Here is an 18,529-nt window from a genome sequence, read left to right as displayed (position 1 = left end):
GCACCCCGCAGCCCACCCCCCGCGAGCCCGCGGGTGCCGGGAAGAACGGCACGCCCCAGGCGGAGGAGCCCCTTGCCGGGCCCGAGCACCGCGACGGCGCTGCCCCCGCCGCCAAGGGCGTGCCCACGCCGAAGGACCTCGCCTCCCTCGGCCGGCCCGTGCCTCCCCCCGCGACGGCCACGCTGCGCTGGTCGTCCGACCGGGGCTGGGTGGACCGCGGCATCCCCGAGGAGTCGGCCGAGATCGCGGGGCTCCCAATGCTCTCGCAGCTGACGACGGCCGAGCAGCGGTGGGCGGACCGCGAGGAGGACATCACGGCGGTCGGAGGCGACCCGTTCGAGGTGGGCCAGGTCTTCGCGCGCCGCTGGGCCGAACGCCTCTCGGGGCAGGGCCACTTGCAGCAGCTCTCCGGCGAGTACCCGCGCATCCCGCACCGCATCGACGGTGAACTGCTGCGCTACGCCGCCCGCTTCGGGCTGCTGACGCACAAGGACGACCAGATCGACGAGCAGGACAGATACGCGATCCGCGCCGGGTTCTGGCGCGAGGTCGACGGCAGGACCGGCGCCGAGCGCACCTCCTGACCCGGACCCGGACCCGGACCCGGACCCGTTTCCCGGGCCCCGCGCCCCGGCCGCGGCGACTTGACCGAAACGTGCCCCGGTGTCCGTGCGCGGCCCCGCGCCGCGTAGGCTCCTGGCCGTGGCCGCATCGATCGCACGGGCGGGGTCCCCGACCGCAGCAGCACCGCGCGCACCGGCGGGCACCCCGGCGGCGCGGGCCGCGTACACCGTGCGCGGGCTCACCAAGACCTACTCCGCCGGCCGCCGCCTCGGCCGCGCGCGCGGCCGGGCCGCCGCCGCTCACCAGGAGCCCGTCACCGCCAGCGACGGCATCGCGCTCGACGTGGCCCGCGGCGAGGTCTTCGGCCTCCTCGGCCCCAACGGCGCGGGCAAGACCACCCTCGTGCGGCAGCTCACCGGGCTGCTGCGCCCCGACGCGGGCAGCGTGACGCTCCTCGGCCACGACCTGGTCCGCCACCCGCGCCGCGCCGCCCGGCTGCTGGCCTACCTCGGCCAGGAGTCCTCCGCGCTGGACGAGCTGACCGTCGCGCTCGCCGCCGAGACCACCGCCAGGCTCCGCGGCCTGGACGCCGACGCCGCCCGCGCCGAGTCCGCCGCGGTCCTGGACGAGCTGGACCTGACCGCCGTCGCCTCCCGGCCGCTGAAGCGGCTCTCCGGCGGCCAGCGCAGGCTGGCCTGCGTCGCCGCGACGCTCGTGGGCCGCCGCCCGGTGCTGGTGCTCGACGAGCCCACCGCGGGCATGGACCCGGTGGCGCGGCGGGCGGTGTGGGCCGCCATCGACCGGCGCCGCACCCGGGACGGCACCACGGTGGTGCTGGTCACCCACAACGTCATCGAGGCCGAGACCGTCCTCGACCGCGTCGCCGTCCTGGACGCGGGGCGCGTCATCGCCTGCGACACCCCCGGCGGGCTGAAGGCCATGGTCGGCCCGGACGTGCGCCTCGACCTGGTCTGGCGCCGGGACCCGCCGCTGCTCGACGTCGAGATCGCCGCCCTGTACGCCGCCGCGGTCGTCGCCGGCCGCCGCTGGACGCTGCGGATGCCCGCCGACCGGGCGCGCGCCGCGGTCGCCGCGGTGACCTCGGGCCCGGCGTTCGAGGCCCTGGACGACTTCACGCTGGCCACGCCCAGCCTGGAGGACGTCTACCTCTCGCTCGGCGGCCGTGGCGCGGGCCCGGAGCGTTCCGGCCTGGAGCGCTCCGGCCTGGAGCGTTCCCCGTGAGCGCCTATCCGCTGGCCGCGGGGGTGCGGGCGTGGCCCGCGCTGGGGGCCGTCTACCGCGCGCAGCTCTCCCGGGCGCGGGTCGCGCGGATCCCGTTGCTCTTCGTCGCCACCTTCCAGTCGATCGGGATCATGGTCCTGATGCGGGGCGTCGTCGACGGGGGCGAGGGCGAGGAGGCGCGGGCCGTGGTCGCCGGGTCCGCGGTGCTCGTCGTGGCGTTCGTCGCCCTGAACCTCCTCGCCCAGTACTTCGGCCACCTCAGGGCCGCCGGGGGCCTGGACCACTACGCCACCCTGCCGGTGCCCGCCGCGGCGGTGGCGCTGGGCACGGCCGCCGCCTACGCCTCGTTCACCGTGCCCGGCGTCGTGGTCACCGCCGTCGGCGGCGGCCTGCTCTACCAGCTGCCCCTGGGCGGCCTGTGGATCCTGCTGGCCGTCGTGCCGCTGGCCGGAGCCGCCCTCGCCGGGCTCGGCGCGGCGCTCGGCCTGCTCGCCCCGCGCGCCGAGCTGGCGACCCTCTGCGGCCAGCTCGGGATGTCGGCGGCGCTGCTGCTCGGCGTGCTCCCCGCGGGGCGGCTGCCCGAGCCCGTGCGGCTGCTGCGCGACCTGCTGCCCTCCAGCTACGGCGTGGACGCCCTCGCCACCGCGCTCGCGCCCCGCCCCGACTGGGGATCGGCCGCCGCCGACCTCGCCGTCTGCGCCGCCGCGGGCGCCGTGGCCCTCGCCCTGGCGACGTGGGCCTACCGCCGGGCCGCCCTGCGTTGATCATCCGCTCATACGCCCGAACGGCCCTCCCCGCGCCCGAACAGGCGGCCGGACCTGGCAGGATGACAGGGTGACCGCTCCCCAGCCTGCGCCGGACCACCACTCCGCATCCTCGCTCCCGGGCGAGGCGCCGCCCGTCTCGGGGGCGTCCTCGGGGGACTGGCGGCGCGAGATAGCCGACGCCCTGCGCGTCGCGGTGCCGGTCGCCGTCCTCGGCGGCCTGGTGCTCGGGCTGCTGTGGGTGTGGCTGGCGCCCCGCGTTCCGCTGGTCTCGGACGGGCGGGCGGTGCTCCTGGCGAACTCGGAGGGGCAGCAGGCCGTCGCCGCCGACGGGGTCTTCCTGCTGGTGGGTCTCGGGGTCGGGGCGGTCGCCGGGATCGTGGTCTTCCTGATGCGGCGCGGCGGGGGCGTCGCGGTGGCGCTGGGGCTCGCGGGGGGCGCGCTGGCCGGCTCGTGGCTGGCCTGGCAGCTGGGCATGTGGCTCGGCCCCTCCGACGACATCGTCGCGGCGGCGCGGTCCGCGGGCGTGGACAACGTCTTCGAAGCGCCCCTGGAACTGGGCGCCCACGGCGTTCTGCTGGCCCTGCCGTTCGCGGCCGTCGGCTTCCACCTCCCCACCGCGCTCTCGCCCCCCCCGACTCGGCCGCCGCCGTTCCCGCCGAGTTCCCCCGGTGGCACGAGCGGGAGCCCGAGGGCGGGCGCGGGCGCGAGGGCGAGTGACGCGGGCGTCGCTCAGCTCCGGGCGATCCCGGCCGTCAGGGCCCCGGTCAACGTGATCAGGTCGGCGGGGGAGAGCTCCATTTCGAGCCCCCGGCGGCCCGCCGAGACGAAGACCGTCGGGTGCTCCCGCGCCGAGGCGTCCACCACCGTGCGCAGCCGCTTGCGCTGCCCCAGCGGCGAGATGCCGCCCCGCACATAGCCGGTGGCGCGCTCCGCCGCCGCGGGGTCCGCCATCGCGGCGCGTTTGGCCCCCACCGCCTTGGCCAGCGACTTCAGGGCGAGCGAGGACGAGACCGGCACCACCGCCACCGTCAGGCCCGCGTCGGTGTCGGCCACCAGCGTCTTCAGCACGCGGCCCGGCTCGACGCCGAGCGCCCTGGCCGCCTCCTCGCCGTAGGAGGCCGCCGCCGGGTCGTGCGTGTAGGAGTGCAGGGTGAACGCGACGCCCGCGCGCGTCGCGGCCACCGTCGCGGGGGTGCCCGCCATACCACCGTCCGTTCGTCGGGTCGCCGGTCGGAGCCGGTCAGTTCAGGCTCGTCGGGCGGACCGTGTACTCGGCGCCGGGCACCGAGGGGAGCTTGCCGATCAGGGCCGTCTCCTGCCGCAGGATCCGCAGCTCCTCGGCCAGGCGCGTCGCCGTGTCCTTGGCCTGGAGCAGCCGCTGCTTGTCGCCCGTGTACAGCATCGTCGCCGCCGCCACCAGGTAGGAGACCACCGAGGGGTCCTCCGGCAGCTCCTGGCCCGGCGCCAGGGTCCGTTCGTTCGCCCCGGCCAGCACCTTCTGGTAGGAGCGGAACGCCCGCAGCACGCCGGAGGCGAGCGCCCCCGCGCCCTCGCCCGCCACCTCGGGCAGCGGCTCGACCTCGGCCGTGAGATAGGGGCCGCTCGCGTCCACCGACACCAGCCGGAAACGCGTCGTGCCGGTCGCCAGCACCTCGTAGCTCTCGGGCGGATCCTCCTCCCCCCGCGGCCTGATCGTCGAGGCGTCCGCGACGCAGCCCACCGGGTGGAAGGAGAGCGACGGGTCCGTGGCGAACCCGGCCGCGGGCCCCGCCTCCGGCGGCTCGGAGCCGTCCGGGAGCCCCAGCGAGCTGGGCGCCGTCTCGTGGCCGTCTCTGATCGCGACGACGCCGAACGGCCGCGTCCCGTCCTCGGGGAGGTCGAGCAGGTCCCGCATCATCGCCCGGTACCTGGCCTCGAAGACGTTGAGCGGCAGCACGAGCCCGGGGAACAGCACGGTGTTGAGCGGGAAGAGTGGCAGGCGCGTGGTCGTCACGACCGGCCAGCCTATCGGTTGGCTTTCCGGCCGTGGACCGCATGGTGAAACGCGGTCCCGGCCCACGGAAGTGGTCTGCGAGACTGGAGCGGTGCTGACCCGAATCGATCTGCGCGACACGTCCTCCCCGGATGTGATCGACCGCGACCTGCTGCCCCGCGCCGCGTTCGACGTCGAGGCCGCCCTGGCGAAGGTGCGGCCCATCTGCGACGACGTGCGCCATCGCGGCACCGCGGCGCTGGTCGAGTACGCGCGGCGGTTCGAGCGGGTCGCCATCGAGCGCACCCGCGTCCCGGCCGAGGCGCTGGACCGCGCGCTGGCCGGGCTGGACCCCGCCGTGCGCGCGGCCCTGGAGGAGTCGGTCCGGCGCGCCCGCCTCGTGCACCGCGAGCAGCGGCGTTCCGACACGACCGTTCGCGTCGTCCCGGGCGGCACCGTCACCGAGCGGTGGGTGCCCGTCGAGCGCGTCGGCCTCTACGTCCCCGGCGGCCAGGCCGTCTACCCCTCCTCCGTGGTCATGAACGTGGTGCCCGCGCAGGAGGCGGGCGTCGGCTCGCTCGCCGTCGCCTCCCCGCCGCAGGCCGAGCACGGCGGGCTGCCGCACCCCGCCGTCCTGGCCGCCTGCGCGCTGCTCGGCGTGGAGGAGGTGCACGCGGCGGGCGGCGCCCAGGCGATCGCCATGTTCGCGCACGGCACCGAGGAGTGCGCCCGCGTCTCCCTGGTCACGGGACCGGGGAACGTGTACGTGGCCGCCGCCAAGCGCCTGCTGCGCGGCATCGTCGGCATCGACGCCGAGGCGGGCCCCACCGAGATCGCCGTCCTCGCCGACGACAGCGCCGACCCCCGGCTGGTCGCGGCCGACCTCGTCAGCCAGGCCGAGCACGACGAGCTGGCCGCGGCCGTCCTGGTCACGCCGTCCGCCGCGCTGGCCGACGCCGTGGACGCCGAGCTGCGCGTCCAGGTCCCGGCCGCCAAGCACCACCGGCGCATCGCCGAGGCCCTGGCCGGGCGGCAGTCCGCCACCGTCCTGGTCCGCGACCTCGACCACGGCCTCGCGGTCGCCGACGCCTACGCGGCCGAGCACCTGGAGATCCAGACGGAGAACGCGGCCGACGTCGCCGCCCGCGTGCGGAACGCCGGGGCCGTCTTCGTCGGCCCGCACTCCCCGGTCTCCCTCGGCGACTACTGCGCGGGCTCCAACCACGTGCTGCCGACCGGCGGTTGCGCCTGCCACTCCTCGGGCCTGTCCGTGCAGTCGTTCCTGCGCGGCATCCACGTCGTGGCCTACGACCGCGCCGCCCTCGCCGACGTCGCCCACCACGTCGTCGCCCTCGCCGAGGCGGAGGACCTGCCCGCCCACGGCACGGCCGTCTCGGTCCGGCTCGACGCGCCGGGGGCACGGCAGGACGGCGATCGGGACAGCGGTCGGGACAGCGGTCGGGACAGCACCGCCCAGGGGAACGGGAAGGCACCGGTCACCACGTGATCCGCATCGACGACCTGCCCATCCGGGACGAGCTGCGCGGCAAGACCCCCTACGGCGCGCCGCAGCTCGACGTCCCGGTCCGGCTCAACACCAACGAGAGCCCGCACCCGGCGCCCGAGGCCCTGGTGCGGCGCATCGGGGAGCGCGTCACCGAGGCCGCCCGCGACCTGAACCGTTACCCCGACCGCGACGCCCTCGCGCTCCGCGCCGAGCTCGCTGCCTACCTCACCCGCACCGCGGGCCACCGGGTCACCACCGGCCGGGTCTGGGCGGCCAACGGGTCCAACGAGATCCTCCAGCAGCTCCTCCAGGCGTTCGGCGGCCCCGGGCGCGCGGCCATCGGCTTCGACCCGTCCTACTCCATGCACGCCCTCATCTCGCGCTCCACCGGCACCGGCTGGATCTCCGGGCCGCGCACCGAGGACTTCTCCATCGACACGGACGCCGCCGTGGCCGCGATCCACGCCCACCGGCCCGCGATCGTCTTCCTCTGCTCCCCCAACAACCCGACCGGCACCGCCCTCCCGGCCGGGACCGTGCTCGCGCTGTACGACGCGGCGCAGGCCGCCTCGCGCGACGAGCGCGGCGCGCTGGTGGTGGTGGACGAGGCGTACGCGGAGTTCAGCCACCACCCCTCGCTGCTGCCGCTGATCGAGGACCGCCCGCTGCTGGTCGTCACCCGGACCATGTCCAAGGCGTTCGGCGCCGCGGGGCTGCGGCTCGGCTACCTCGCCGCCGCCGAGGCCGTGGTGGACGCGGTCCAGCTCGTGCGGCTCCCGTACCACCTCTCGGCGATCACCCAGGCCACCGCGCTCGCCGCACTGGAGTTCGCCGATACGCTGCTCACCTATGTCGAGGAACTCAAGTCCGAACGCGACCGGCTCGTTGCGGAGCTGACGGCGATCGGCTGCGAGGTGACCGAGTCCGACGCGAACTTCGTGCAGTTCGGTCGCTTCGACGACGCGCGGGCCGTCTGGCAGCGGCTCCTCGACCGCGGGGTGCTGGTCCGGGACAACGGGGTGCCGGGGCGGCTGCGCGTCACCACAGGGACCCGCGCGGAGAACGACGCGTTCCTCGACGCGGTACGCGCAGTGACGAAGGAGATCAGCGGATGAACCGCGTGGGACGCGTGGAGCGCACCACCAAGGAGACGGCCGTGACCGTCGAGATCGACCTCGACGGCACGGGGAAGGTCGACGTGTCCACGGGCGTCGGCTTCTTCGACCACATGCTGGACCAGCTCGGACGGCACGGCCTCTTCGACCTCGCCGTGAAGACCGAAGGCGACCTGCACATCGACACCCACCACACCATCGAGGACACCGCGCTCGCCCTGGGCGCCGCGTTCAAGCAGGCACTCGGCGACAAGCGGGGCATCGTCCGGTTCGCCGACGCCTCGGTGCCCCTCGACGAGTCCCTGGCCCAGGTGACCGTCGACCTCTCCGGGCGCCCGTACCTGGTGCACCGCGAACCCGAGGGCATGGCCCCCATGATCGGCTCGTACGACACCACCATGACCCGGCACATCCTGGAGTCCTTCGTCGCCCAGGCCCAGGTCGCCCTGCACGTCCACGTCCCCTACGGGCGCAACGCGCACCACATCGTCGAGTGCCAGTTCAAGGCGCTGGCCCGCGCCCTGCGGTACGCCAGCGAGAGGGACCCGCGGCAGACCGGCATCCCCTCCACCAAGGGGGCGCTCTAACGGTGAACGGCGTATCCACGCTCCTGATCGTCGTGGGACTGTTCCTGGGCGGCGGCGTCTACTCGTTCGCCAGGCAGGGACTTCCCCGGGGCGTCGTCGTGCTGCTCGGGATCGCCAGCGCGCTCTGCCTGGTCGCCGGCGTGCTCCGGCTGGAGCTGTAGCCGTGGCCCCCGGGAAGAAGGTCGTCGTCTTCGACTACGGCTTCGGCAACGTCCGTTCCGCCGAGCGGGCGGTGGCGAGGACCGGCGCCGCGGTGGAGATCACCCGGGACCTCGACGCCGCGCTGAACGCCGACGGACTGCTGGTCCCGGGCGTCGGCGCGTTCGCCGCCTGCATGAACGGGCTGCGCGCCGCCCGCGGCGACTGGGCCGTGGGCCGCAGGCTCGCCGGGGGCAAGCCCGTCCTCGGCATCTGCGTCGGCATGCAGATCCTCTTCTCCCGCGGCATCGAGCACGGCCAGGAGAGCGAGGGCCTGGACGAGTGGCCCGGCACGGTCGGCCCCCTGAAGGCCGACATCGTGCCCCACATGGGCTGGAACACCGTCCGCGCCCCCGACGACTCCGCGCTCTTCGCCGGGCTCTCGCCCGAGGACCGGTTCTACTTCGTCCACTCCTACGCCGTCCACGACTGGGAGCTGCGCACCACCCACGCCGCCCAGGCCGCGCCCAAGGTCACCTGGGCCACGCACGGCCGCCCCTTCGTCGCCGCCGTGGAGAACGGCCCGCTGTGGGCCACCCAGTTCCACCCCGAGAAGTCCGGGGACGCCGGCGCCCGCCTCCTCACCAACTGGATCGAGACCCTCTGATGCTGGAACTGCTGCCCGCCGTGGACGTGAGGAACGGCCAGGCCGTCCGCCTCGTGCACGGGGAGTCGGGAACGGAGACCTCCTACGGCGACCCGCTCGCCGCCGCGCTGGCCTGGCAGCGGGCCGGCGCCACCTGGCTGCACCTGGTCGATCTGGACGCGGCGTTCGGCACCGGCGACAACCGCGAGCGGATCACCGAGGTCGCCCGCGCCATGGACATCCGCGTCGAGCTCTCCGGCGGCATCCGCGACGACGACTCGCTGGCCGCCGCCCTCGCCACCGGCTGCGCCCGCGTCAACCTCGGCACCGCCGCCCTGGAGTCCCCGGCCTGGGTCGCCAAGGTCATCGCCGAGCACGGCGACCGCGTCGCCGTCGGCCTCGACGTCCGCGGCACCACGCTCCGCGGCCGGGGCTGGACCCGTGACGGCGGTGACCTGTTCGAGACGCTCGACCGGCTCGACCGCGAGGGCTGCGCCCGCTATGTGGTGACCGACATCAACAAGGACGGCACCCTCCAGGGCCCCAACCTGGACCTGCTGCGCCGCGTCTGCGCCGCCACCGACCGGCCCGTGGTCGCGTCCGGCGGCGTCTCCTCGCTGGACGACCTGCGGGCGCTGGCCACCCTGGTGGACGAGGGTGTCGAGGGGGCCATTGTCGGAAAGGCGCTCTACGCCGGGCAGTTCACCCTTGAAGAGGCGCTGGAGGCGGTCGCGGGATGACGGGTGTGGAGCGGACGACGAGCGGGAGTCCCTGGCAGGAGTCGGTCGGCTCGGCGCGGGCGGTGGCAGCGGGCGACCTGGTCCTGGTCGGCGGCACCATGCCGCCGGTGGCGGGAGCCGCCGCCCTGGGGGACCCCTACGAGCAGCAGGCCAGGTCGGCGCTGACGGAGGCGGTGGCCGCGCTGGAACCGTTCGGCCTGGGCGCCGCGTCGGTCGTCCGGACCCGGCTGTACATCAGCCACGCGCGCGACGCCGAGGACGTGGGGCGCGCCCACCGTGAGCTGTTCGGCGAGGTCCGCCCGGTCAGCACGCTCGTCCTGGTCTCCGGCTTCGCGGACTCGCGGGTGCTGGTGGAGGTCGAGCTGGAGGCGTACCGGGGAGCGGCGCCATGAGCCTGGCCGTGCGCGTCATCCCCTGCCTGGACGTGGACGCCGGGCGGGTGGTCAAGGGCGTCAACTTCCAGAACCTCAGGGACGCCGGGGACCCGGTGGAGATGGCCAGGATCTACGGCGACGAGGGCGCCGACGAGCTGACGTTCCTCGACATCACCGCCTCCTCGGGGAACCGCGAGACCACCTACGACGTGGTGCGCAGGACCGCGGAGCAGGTCTTCATACCGCTCACGGTGGGCGGCGGGGTCAGGGCGGCCGAGGACGTGGACCGGCTGCTGCGCGCGGGCGCGGACAAGGTCGGCGTGAACACGGCGGCCATCGCGCGGCCCGAGCTGATCCGGGAGATCGCCGAACGGTTCGGGCGGCAGGTCCTCGTGCTGTCGGTGGACGCGCGGCGCTGCCCCGAGGGCACGTCCACGCCCTCGGGGTTCGAGGTCACCACGCACGGCGGGCGGCGCGGCACGGGGATCGACGCCGTGGAGTGGGCCCACCGGGCGGCCGAGCTGGGCGCGGGCGAGATCCTGCTCAACTCGATGGACGCGGACGGCACCAAGGACGGCTACGACACGGCGATGATCGCCGCGGTGCGCGCGCATGTCTCGGTGCCGGTGATCGCCTCGGGCGGCGCGGGCCGGGCCGGGCACTTCCCCCCGGCGATCGAGGCGGGCGCGGACGCGGTGCTGGCCGCCTCGGTGTTCCACTTCGGCGACCTGCGCATCGGCGAGGTCAAGGGCGCGCTGCGCGGGGCGGGCCACCCGGTCCGCTGAGTGACCGCCGGCCCGGGCAATCGCTTTCTGTGAGTCTCCACGTGCTGTGATCCTTCTGGCACTTGGAGTTGACATGCTCTTGTCCATGTCCTACCGTCCCAGATAGTAAGCGCTTGCCCGGGGTCGCGGGACGCCCCCGGGCGAGTGTCCCGGGTCCGGGCGCGCTCTTCGCCGGGCCTCTCGGAGCGGGAGCCGCTCCCTCTTCATTCCTGTCTGCGAAGGGGTACCTCTGTGCGATCTTCGAGAGTGAATCGGTTAAAACTCGCGGGCTCCGGGGCGCTGGCCTGCCTGCTGGCCGCCGGGGGGTTCGGGCCGGTGCCGTCCGCCTCCGCCGCCGACTTCTCCGGCGCTGCCGCGCCTGTCGCGGCGGCGCCTCTCGCTGCCGCGCCTCTCGCGGCGGAGGCGGACGGGTTCGCGAGCGTGGACGCGCTGGGCCAGGACGGCACCACCGGGGGCGCGGGCGGCGAGACCGTCACCGTGACCACGACGGACGCGTTCCTGGAGCACATCGCGCGCCCGGAGCCGTTGACCGTGCAGGTCAGCGGCGTGATCACGCTGCCGACCGGCGACAGTGACGGCATGCACGACGTGGCGTCGGACAAGACGATCGTCGGTCTGGGCGGGGACGCGCGGCTGACCGGCGGCGGCCTGAACATCGGGCTGCCGGTGGACGAGGACGCCACCGCGCCGCCCGCCGACGCGGTGCACAACGTCATCGTCCGCAACCTGTCGATCGACGGCGCCACCGACGACCTGATCAACGTCCAGATGTTCTCCCACCACGTCTGGATCGACCACAACACCTTCTCGGACGGCGACGACGGCGCGGTGGACGTCAAGCGCGGCTCGGACTACGTGACGGTCTCCTGGAACCACTTCCACGATCACGACAAGACACTGCTGCTGGGCCACGACGACGCCAACGGCGCCCAGGACGACGGGCGTCTGCGGGTGACGTACCACCACAACTTCTTCGACGCCTCCGACCAGCGCAATCCCCGGGTCCGCTTCGGCGAGACGGTGCACGTCTACAACAACCACTACGACGACAACAGTTATGGCGTCGTCTCCGCGATGGACGCGGGCGTGGTGCTGGAGGGGAACTGGTTCCACAGCGTCAACAACCCGGCGCACGTGGACTTCAGCGGGGACCTCGGCCGTCTCGTGGCGCGGGACAACGTGCTGGTCGACTGCAACCACGAGATCGAGACCCGCGGTTCCGTCGTCGAGCCGGGCACGTACTACGCCTACGCGCTCGACCCGGCCGCCGACGTTCCCACCATCGTGCCGGCCGGTGCCGGTGCCGGAAAGCTCTGAAGGGGCACGGCCATGACCCACCGATTCCCGATCAGTCGCCGGCGCCTGCTCACCGGCACCGCCGCGACCGCCGCGACCGCCGCGGCGCTGACCGCCGTCTCGTCGCCCGCGCACGGCGCCCCGTCGAGCAGGCGCGCCGGGGTGCGCGCCGGGGCGAGCGTCGCCTCGGCCGCCGATTCCCCGCTGGGCTTCGCGGGCGTCGACGCGCTGGGGCAGAACGGCACGACGGGCGGCGCCGGAGGAGAGACCGTCACGGTCACCGACGCCGACACGTTCCTCGACTACTGCGACAGGAACGAGCCGTACATCATCCAGGTCCAGGGCACGATGCGGATCAGCAGCAAGCAGGGCCTGCGTTCGAACAAGACGGTCATCGGCCTCGGCGACAGCGCCGAGATCGCGGGCGGCGGCCTGGACATGTACCGCAGGCAGAACGTGATCATCCGCAATCTGCGGTTCACCGGCGCCGACGACGACGCGCTCAGCGTCCAGCAGGACTCGCACCACATCTGGATCGACCACTGCGACTTCAGCGCCGGGGCCGACGGCCTGATCGACATCGTCCGGGGCGCGGACTACATCACCGTCTCCTGGAACCACCTCCACGATCACAGCAAGTCGATGCTCATCGGCCACTCCGACGCCAACGGGAGCCAGGACACGGGGAAGTTGCGGGTGACGTTCCACCACAACTGGTTCGACGGGACGGAGCAGCGCCACCCGCGGGTCCGTTTCGCCGAGCCGGTGCACGTTCTCAACAACTACTTCAGGGGCAACGCCCTCTACGGCGTCGCGTCCACGGAGAACGCGGGCGTGCTGGTCGAGGGGAACCACTTCGAGAACGTGCCGTTCCCCGTCTACTCGGGCTACGACGAGAGCGGTCCGGGCCGGGTGGTCGAGCGGGACAACGTCTATGCCGGCTCGGGCACCCCGGAGACCCTCGGCACGGTGGTGGAGCCGAGCACCTACTACGCCTACGCCGTCGAGGACCCCGCCACCGTGCCCGCCACCGTCATGGCGGGGGCGGGCGTCGGCCGCCTCGGCTGACCGCGCCTCTCACCGAAGCCTTTCACCGAAGCCACTCACCGAACCGGAGGAACGATGAACCGACGTCTCACGGTGGCGGCCGTCTCGGCGCTGCTGACCCTCTCGGCGGCGCTGCCCGCCTCGGCCCCGGCGGCGCAGCCGCTCGCCGCGTCCGGATCCGCGTCCGCCGCGGCGGCGGCCGACACCCCGCTCGGCTTCGCGAGCCACGACGCCCTGGGCCAGAACGGCACGACGGGCGGCGCGGGCGGCCCGACCACCACCGTGAGCACGGCGGACGCCCTGATCGCGGCCATCGCCTCGCAGGGGCCCCGGGTGGTGCGGGTCGACGGCATGATCGCGCTGGAGCCGGGGATGTACGACGTGGCCTCGGACAAGACCGTGGTCGGCGTCGGCGCCGGCTCGGGGATCACCGGCGGCGGCCTGAACGTCGGCCTGCCGGCGGACGACGGCGTCACCGCGCCGCCGCCGGACGCGGTGCACAACGTGATCATCCGGAACCTCAACTTCCGGGACGCCAGCGACGATTCGATCAACGTCCAGATGTTCTCGCACCACGTCTGGATCGATCACAACGACCTGGCCGACGGGTACGACGGCCTGATCGACATCAAGCGCGGCTCCAGCTACATCACCGTGTCGTGGAACCACACGCACGACCACGCCAAGAACATGCTGCTGGGCCACGACGACGACAACGCGGCCCAGGACACCGGCTACCTGAGGGTCACCTACCACCACAACTGGTACGACCGCACGCCCCAGCGCAACCCGCGGGTGCGGTTCGGCGACCCGGTGCACATCGTCAACAACTACTTCTTCGACAACAGCGACACCGGCCCGGCCTGCCAGGCCGACTCGGGGTGCCTCATCGAGGGCAACTACTTCGAGGACGTCGAGGAGCCCATGACCAACGACTACTCCGGCCCCTCGGGCAACATCGTCGAGCGGAACAACCACTACGTGGGCGAGACGGGGCTGCCGGTGGTCGGCGGCCCGGTCCAGGACCCCGCCGCGTTCTACGACTTCGTCCCCGACCCGGCCACCGACATCAAGGCGCTGGTCACGGCGGGCGCGGGCACCGGCACCATCGGACTGTAGCCGCGAGTCGCGAGTCGCGAGTCGCGAGCCGCGAGTCGCGAGTCGGCGGCCGGGAACGGGAGAAGAGGGCGGTCCTCCAGCGCGGGGGCCGCTCTTCCCCGGTGCGCTGCCGTTCGTGAGGACCGCCCTCCGGTTCCGGGACGGGCGAAGGCGCCGTACCTCAGGCGCCTTTCCGCAGAGCGCGCAGATATTCACGATTCATCGTGGTGATCGACGCGAGCGGGATGCCCTTCGGGCAGACGGTGGCGCACTCGCCGGTGTTGGTGCAGCCGCCGAAGCCCTCGGCGTCCATCGTGTCGACCATGTCCAGCACGCGGCTCTCGCGCTCCGGGCCGCCCTGCGGCAGCACGTTCAGATGGACGACCTTGGCCGAAGTGAACAGCATCGCCGACCCGTTGGGGCAGGCGGCCACGCAGGCGCCGCAGCCGATGCACTCGGCGTGCTCGAACGCCGCGTCGGCGGCGTCCTTCGGCACCGGCGTCGCGTGCGCGTCGGGGGCGCTGCCGGTGGGGGCGGTGATGTAGCCGCCCGAGCCGATGACCCGGTCGAACGCGGAGCGGTCCACCACCAGGTCCTTGACCACCGGGAACGCCGCCGCCCGCCACGGCTCGATGTCGACGGTGTCGCCGTCGGAGAAGTGCCGCATGTGCAGCTGGCAGGTGGTGGTGCGCTCGGGGCCGTGTGCCTGGCCGTTGATGACCATGCCGCAGGCCCCGCAGATGCCCTCGCGGCAGTCGTGGTCGAACGCGACGGGCGTCTCGCCGCGCAGGATCAGGTCCTCGTTGAGGGTGTCGAGCATTTCGAGGAACGACATGTCGGGGGAGATCCCGGTGACCTCGTAGGTGGTCATGGCGCCCTTGGCGTCGGGTCCCGACTGCCGCCAGATGCGCAGGGTGAGGTTCACGCGTAGCTCCGCTGGGTGGGGTGGACGTACTCGAAGGCGAGGTCTTCGCGGTGCAGGACCGGCGCTTCGCCGCTGCCGGCGAACTCCCAGGCGGCGGCGTAGGAGAACCGCTCGTCGTCGCGCGCCGCCTCGCCGTCGGGGGTCTGGCTCTCCTCGCGGAAGTGGCCGCCGCAGGACTCGGCGCGGTGCAGCGCGTCCAGGCACATCAGCTCCGCCAGCTCCAGGTAGTCGGCGACCCGATTGGCCTTCTCCAGCGACTGGTTGAGCTCCTCGCCGCTGCCCGGCACCGTGATCCGCCGCCAGAACTCCTCGCGCAGCGCCGGGATCCGGTCGAGCGCCTTGCGGAGCCCGGCCTCGGTGCGGGCCATGCCGCACTCGTCCCACAGCAGCTCGCCCAGCTCCCGGTGGAACGAGTCGGGGGTGCGGTCACCGTCGTTGGCGAGCAGCTTGTCCAGGCGCTCCGTGACGCCGGAGGTGGCCTCCCGCACCGCCGGGTGGTCGTCCGGGATCTCGTCGTGCGGGTGGCGGGCGAGGAAGTCGGCGAGGGTGGCCGGGAGGATGAAGTACCCGTCGGCCAGGCCCTGCATGAGCGCCGAGGCGCCCAGCCGGTTGGCGCCGTGGTCGGAGAAGTTGGCCTCGCCGATCGCGAACAGGCCCGGGATCGTGGTCTGGAGGTCGTAGTCGACCCACAGGCCGCCCATCGTGTAGTGGATGGCCGGGTAGATCCGCATCGGCACCTGGTAGGGGTCCTCCGCGGTGATCCGCTCGTACATCTCGAACAGGTTCCCGTACCGGGCCTCGACGGCGTCGCGGCCCAGGCGGGCGATGGCGTCGGCGAAGTCCAGGTAGACGCCCTGGCCGCCGGGCCCGACGCCGCGGCCCTCGTCGCACACGGTCTTCGCGGCGCGGGAGGCGATGTCGCGGGGGACCAGGTTCCCGAACGAGGGGTAGATCCGCTCCAGGTAGTAGTCCCGCTCCTCCTCGGGGATGTCCGCGGGGGCGCGCGTGTCGCCGCGCTCCTTGGGCACCCAGATGCGGCCGTCGTTGCGCAGCGACTCGCTCATCAGCGTCAGCTTGGACTGGTGCTCGCCCGAGCGCGGGATGCAGGTGGGGTGGATCTGCGTGAAGCAGGGGTTCGCGAAGAACGCGCCGCGCCGGTGGGCGCGCCAGATGGCCGTGGCGTTGGAGTTCTTGGCGTTGGTGGAGAGGTAGAAGACGTTCCCGTAGCCGCCGGAGGCCAGCACCACGGCGTCGGCGATGTAGGTGTCGACGCGGCCGGTGATCAGGTCGCGGGCGACGATGCCGCGGGCCCTGCCGTCGATGACGATCAGGTCGAGCATCTCGGTGCGCGGGTGCATCTCCACGTTCCCCGCGGCGATCTGGCGGGTCAGCGCCTGGTACGCGCCGAGCAGGAGCTGCTGGCCCGTCTGCCCGCGGGCGTAGAAGGTGCGGGAGACCTGGACGCCGCCGAAGGAGCGGGTGTCGAGCAGGCCGCCGTACTCGCGGGCGAACGGCACTCCCTGGGCCACGCACTGGTCGATGATCTCCACCGAGACCTGCGCCAGGCGGTGGACGTTGGACTCGCGGGCCCTGAAGTCGCCGCCCTTGACGGTGTCGTAGAACAGCCGGTGGATGGAGTCGCCGTCGTTGCGGTAGTTCTTCGCGGCGTTGATCCCGCCCTGCGCGGCGATGGAGTGGGCGCGGCGCGGGGAGTCCTGATAGCAGAACTGGACGACGTGGTAGCCCTGTTCGGCCAGGGTGGCGCCCGCGGCGCCACCGGCGAGGCCGGTGCCGACGACGATCACGGTGTGCTTGCGGCGGTTGGCCGGGTTGACCAGCTTGGCCTCGAAGCGGCGGCGGTCCCAGCGTTCGGCGATGGGGACCTCGGGGGCCCGGGTGTCGGCGAGGGGGGAGCCGGTGGTGTAGTCGAGGTAGGTCATGTCGTCACTCCACAATGCCCGTCATGACGCCGAGCGGCACGGAGAGGAAGCCGGCGGTCAGGACGAGGGCGAGAACGTTGGCGGTGGCCTTCCACGCGCGGTCGCGGGTGGCGCTGCCGGCGCCGAGGGTCTGGGCGGCGCCGTAGAAGCCGTGCCGGATGTGCAGGCCGACGGCGAGCATGGCCGTGACGTAGATGACGTTGCCGTACCAGGTGTCGAAGGTGGCCACGATGTTCTGGTACGGGCGGCCGGTCTCGCCGTTCGGGTTCACCGTGCCGGTGGTCAGGTCGAGGATGTGCCAGACGACGAAGAGGGCGACGATCACCCCGCCCCACCGCATGGTGCGGGTGGCGTAGCTGGCCCGGCGGCGCTGGTGCACGTACTTCACGGGGCGCGCGGCGATGTCGAGGCGGCTGAGCTGGTACGCGGCCACGGCGTGGGCCACGACGGCGGCGACCAGCCCGACGCGCATGATCCACAGGAACCACTCGTGGTGCAGCACCGGCTCGCCGATGGTGCGCAGCCAGTGCGCGTAGCCGTTCATCTCGTCGGGGCCGAAGAAGACCTTCAGGTTCCCGACCATGTGGAGCACGAGGTAGAGCAGCATGAACAGGCCGCTGGCGGCCATGACCGCCTTCTTGCCGATGGTCGACCGCCAGAGCCGTCCGACGGCGGTCGAGGGGCGGCGCGCCGGGGTCTTCCGCGCGGTGCTCGCGGTCTTCCGCGCGGTGCGCTGCTCCGCGGGTGGTTCGGTGCGCCCCTCCGGGCGCGTAGCCAAGGCCATGCTGGCACGGTAGGCCGGACCCCGAGGATCAGTCCAAGACATGAATCCGCTGATCTTGATAGGCGTTTTCTATGCGGAGGTACGGTGGAGCCATGCAGCTCCAGCAGCTCCGGTACTTCGCGGCGGTGGCCGACACCCGCCACTTCACGCGCGCGGCACGGCGGGAGCACGTCGCGCAGCCCTCGCTCTCGCAGCAGATCCGCGCGCTGGAGCGCGAGCTGGGCGCGGAACTGTTCCACCGCGCCCGGGGGCACATCTCGCTCACCGACGCGGGCACCGCGCTGCTGCCGCTGGCCCGCCGCATCCTCGCGGACGCGGAGACCGCGCGGCGTGAGGTCCAGGAGGTGGCCCAGCTCCGGCGCGGGCGCGTGCGCCTGGGCGCGACCCCCAGCCTGTGCGCCTCCCTGGTGCCGGGGGTGCTGCGCACGTTCCGCGACAGCTACCCGGGCGTCGAGCTGTTCGTCCACGAGGACGGCTCGCAGGACCTGGTGCGGATCCTCGCCGAGGGCGAGCTCGACCTGGCGCTGATCATCACCCCGCTGCCCGGGCAGGCCCCGGCACTGGCCACCGAGGAGCTGCTGCGGGAGGAGCTGGTGGTGATCTCGTCCCCGGACCTGCCGCCGCCGGTCGACCGGCACCGGATCACGATCGGCGACCTGCGGGACCGGCCGCTGGTCATGTTCCGGCACGGCTACGACCTGCGTGAACTGACGCTCGCTGCGTGCCAGGGCGCGGGCTTCGAGCCGTCCTACAGCGTGGAGGGCGGCGAGATGGACGCGGTCCTCGGCTTCGTCCGTGCCGGGCTCGGCCTGGCCGTCGTCCCGCGCATGGTGGCCGACCGCTCCGGCCTGCACACCACCCCGTTCGCCGCCCCGGGCCTGCACCGCACCATCTCGGTCGCCCACCGGGGCGACGTGTCCCCGCCTCGCGCTGCCCGCGAGCTCCAGCGGATCCTGCTCACTCATCGGGACCGGCTGGGCTAGCGGGGTGTTGGGTGGGGGG

At 73.5% G+C, this 18,529-nt stretch carries 19 protein-coding genes and 1 pseudogene; 15 read left to right on the top strand and 5 right to left on the bottom strand.

What is annotated here, in order from left to right; translation table 11 throughout:
• The 3 genes and pseudogenes from ADY01_RS18120 to ADY01_RS18110 all read left to right on the top strand — a co-directional run.
• Nucleotides 1-584 (top strand): annotated as a pseudogene (locus tag ADY01_RS18120) (NYN domain-containing protein); the annotation flags it as partial.
• A gap of 208 nt (nucleotides 585-792) precedes the next feature.
• On the top strand, nucleotides 793-1,806 hold the full coding sequence (locus tag ADY01_RS18115; RefSeq protein WP_049574174.1) for an ABC transporter ATP-binding protein: 1,014 nt from the start codon (nucleotides 793-795) through the stop codon (nucleotides 1,804-1,806).
• A complete protein-coding gene (locus ADY01_RS18110) occupies nucleotides 1,803-2,570 on the top strand; it encodes an ABC transporter permease (protein ID WP_078900391.1) in 768 nt (255 codons plus the stop codon). Before ADY01_RS18115 ends, ADY01_RS18110 begins: the two co-directional genes overlap by 4 nt.
• A 732-nt stretch (nucleotides 2,571-3,302) precedes the next feature.
• Here the strand turns inward: ADY01_RS18110 and ybaK are convergent.
• Nucleotides 3,303-3,776 (bottom strand): Cys-tRNA(Pro) deacylase, encoded by a 474-nt coding sequence (ybaK, locus tag ADY01_RS37165; RefSeq protein WP_049574171.1) that lies wholly within the window; start codon nucleotides 3,774-3,776, stop codon nucleotides 3,303-3,305.
• 37 nt (nucleotides 3,777-3,813) lie between these two features.
• Nucleotides 3,814-4,566, bottom strand: a complete 753-nt coding sequence (locus ADY01_RS18095; protein WP_049574168.1) for an LON peptidase substrate-binding domain-containing protein — start codon at nucleotides 4,564-4,566, stop codon at nucleotides 3,814-3,816.
• A gap of 91 nt (nucleotides 4,567-4,657) precedes the next feature.
• Here ADY01_RS18095 and hisD point away from each other — a divergent pair, with 91 nt between their 5' ends.
• From hisD to ADY01_RS18040, 11 genes are all read left to right on the top strand, one after another.
• On the top strand, nucleotides 4,658-6,052 hold the full coding sequence (hisD, locus tag ADY01_RS18090; protein WP_078900390.1) for a histidinol dehydrogenase: 1,395 nt from the start codon (nucleotides 4,658-4,660) through the stop codon (nucleotides 6,050-6,052).
• On the top strand, nucleotides 6,049-7,167 hold the full coding sequence (locus tag ADY01_RS18085) for a histidinol-phosphate transaminase (RefSeq protein ID WP_049574165.1): 1,119 nt from the start codon (nucleotides 6,049-6,051) through the stop codon (nucleotides 7,165-7,167). The genes hisD and ADY01_RS18085 overlap by 4 nt, the downstream gene beginning before the upstream one ends.
• Nucleotides 7,164-7,754: an imidazoleglycerol-phosphate dehydratase HisB gene (gene hisB, locus ADY01_RS18080; protein ID WP_049574162.1), complete on the top strand. Its 591-nt coding sequence runs from the start codon at nucleotides 7,164-7,166 to the stop codon at nucleotides 7,752-7,754. Before ADY01_RS18085 ends, hisB begins: the two co-directional genes overlap by 4 nt.
• Before the next feature lie 2 nt (nucleotides 7,755-7,756).
• Complete coding sequence (locus ADY01_RS39815; protein ID WP_049574160.1) at nucleotides 7,757-7,915, top strand: hypothetical protein; 159 nt, start codon at nucleotides 7,757-7,759, stop codon at nucleotides 7,913-7,915.
• A gap of 2 nt (nucleotides 7,916-7,917) precedes the next feature.
• Entirely contained in the window at nucleotides 7,918-8,559 is a 642-nt protein-coding gene (gene hisH, locus ADY01_RS18070; RefSeq protein ID WP_049574157.1) for an imidazole glycerol phosphate synthase subunit HisH, read from the top strand.
• Nucleotides 8,559-9,278 (top strand): bifunctional 1-(5-phosphoribosyl)-5-((5-phosphoribosylamino)methylideneamino)imidazole-4-carboxamide isomerase/phosphoribosylanthranilate isomerase PriA, encoded by a 720-nt coding sequence (gene priA / locus ADY01_RS18065; protein WP_049574154.1) that lies wholly within the window; start codon nucleotides 8,559-8,561, stop codon nucleotides 9,276-9,278. The genes hisH and priA overlap by 1 nt, the downstream gene beginning before the upstream one ends.
• The gene (locus ADY01_RS18060; protein WP_049574150.1) at nucleotides 9,275-9,670 is read left to right on the top strand and encodes a Rid family hydrolase; all 396 of its coding nucleotides are present in this window, start codon (nucleotides 9,275-9,277) and stop codon (nucleotides 9,668-9,670) included. The genes priA and ADY01_RS18060 overlap by 4 nt, the downstream gene beginning before the upstream one ends.
• The gene (gene hisF / locus ADY01_RS18055; protein WP_049574146.1) at nucleotides 9,667-10,437 is read left to right on the top strand and encodes an imidazole glycerol phosphate synthase subunit HisF; all 771 of its coding nucleotides are present in this window, start codon (nucleotides 9,667-9,669) and stop codon (nucleotides 10,435-10,437) included. The genes ADY01_RS18060 and hisF overlap by 4 nt, the downstream gene beginning before the upstream one ends.
• 246 nt (nucleotides 10,438-10,683) lie before the next feature.
• The gene (locus tag ADY01_RS18050; protein WP_049574144.1) at nucleotides 10,684-11,754 is read left to right on the top strand and encodes a pectate lyase family protein; all 1,071 of its coding nucleotides are present in this window, start codon (nucleotides 10,684-10,686) and stop codon (nucleotides 11,752-11,754) included.
• Nucleotides 11,755-11,766: 12 nt separating this feature from the next.
• Complete coding sequence (locus ADY01_RS18045; RefSeq protein WP_078900389.1) at nucleotides 11,767-12,801, top strand: pectate lyase family protein; 1,035 nt, start codon at nucleotides 11,767-11,769, stop codon at nucleotides 12,799-12,801.
• Between the two features lie 54 nt (nucleotides 12,802-12,855).
• Entirely contained in the window at nucleotides 12,856-13,899 is a 1,044-nt protein-coding gene (locus ADY01_RS18040) for a pectate lyase family protein (protein WP_049574141.1), read from the top strand.
• A 160-nt stretch (nucleotides 13,900-14,059) separates the two neighbouring features.
• On the opposite strand, the gene ADY01_RS18035 is transcribed toward ADY01_RS18040, so the two are convergent.
• Genes ADY01_RS18035 through ADY01_RS18025 form a run of 3 tightly spaced genes read right to left on the bottom strand, consistent with a single transcriptional unit; the run spans nucleotide 14,060 to nucleotide 17,527 of the window.
• A complete protein-coding gene (locus ADY01_RS18035; RefSeq protein WP_049574139.1) occupies nucleotides 14,060-14,803 on the bottom strand; it encodes a succinate dehydrogenase/fumarate reductase iron-sulfur subunit in 744 nt (247 codons plus the stop codon).
• Nucleotides 14,800-16,743, bottom strand: coding sequence for a fumarate reductase/succinate dehydrogenase flavoprotein subunit (locus ADY01_RS18030; RefSeq protein ID WP_049574137.1), 1,944 nt, complete (start codon nucleotides 16,741-16,743; stop codon nucleotides 14,800-14,802). Before ADY01_RS18030 ends, ADY01_RS18035 begins: the two co-directional genes overlap by 4 nt.
• A gap of 4 nt (nucleotides 16,744-16,747) precedes the next feature.
• A complete protein-coding gene (locus tag ADY01_RS18025) occupies nucleotides 16,748-17,527 on the bottom strand; it encodes a succinate dehydrogenase cytochrome b subunit (RefSeq protein WP_078900388.1) in 780 nt (259 codons plus the stop codon).
• Between the two features lie 92 nt (nucleotides 17,528-17,619).
• On the opposite strand from ADY01_RS18025, the gene ADY01_RS18020 reads away from it, so the two are divergent.
• Nucleotides 17,620-18,510 carry a LysR family transcriptional regulator gene (locus tag ADY01_RS18020; RefSeq protein ID WP_049574131.1) on the top strand — a complete coding sequence of 297 codons (891 nt, stop codon included), beginning with the start codon at nucleotides 17,620-17,622 and terminating at the stop codon, nucleotides 18,508-18,510.
• Nucleotides 18,511-18,529: the final 19 nt, after the last annotated feature.

The organism is Streptomyces sp. SBT349, from assembly GCF_001083795.1.
Taxonomy (GTDB): Bacteria; Actinomycetota; Actinomycetes; order Streptomycetales; family Streptomycetaceae; genus Streptomyces.
Note: the sequence above shows the minus strand (reverse complement) of the source record. Positions and strands in the feature narration are given on the sequence as shown.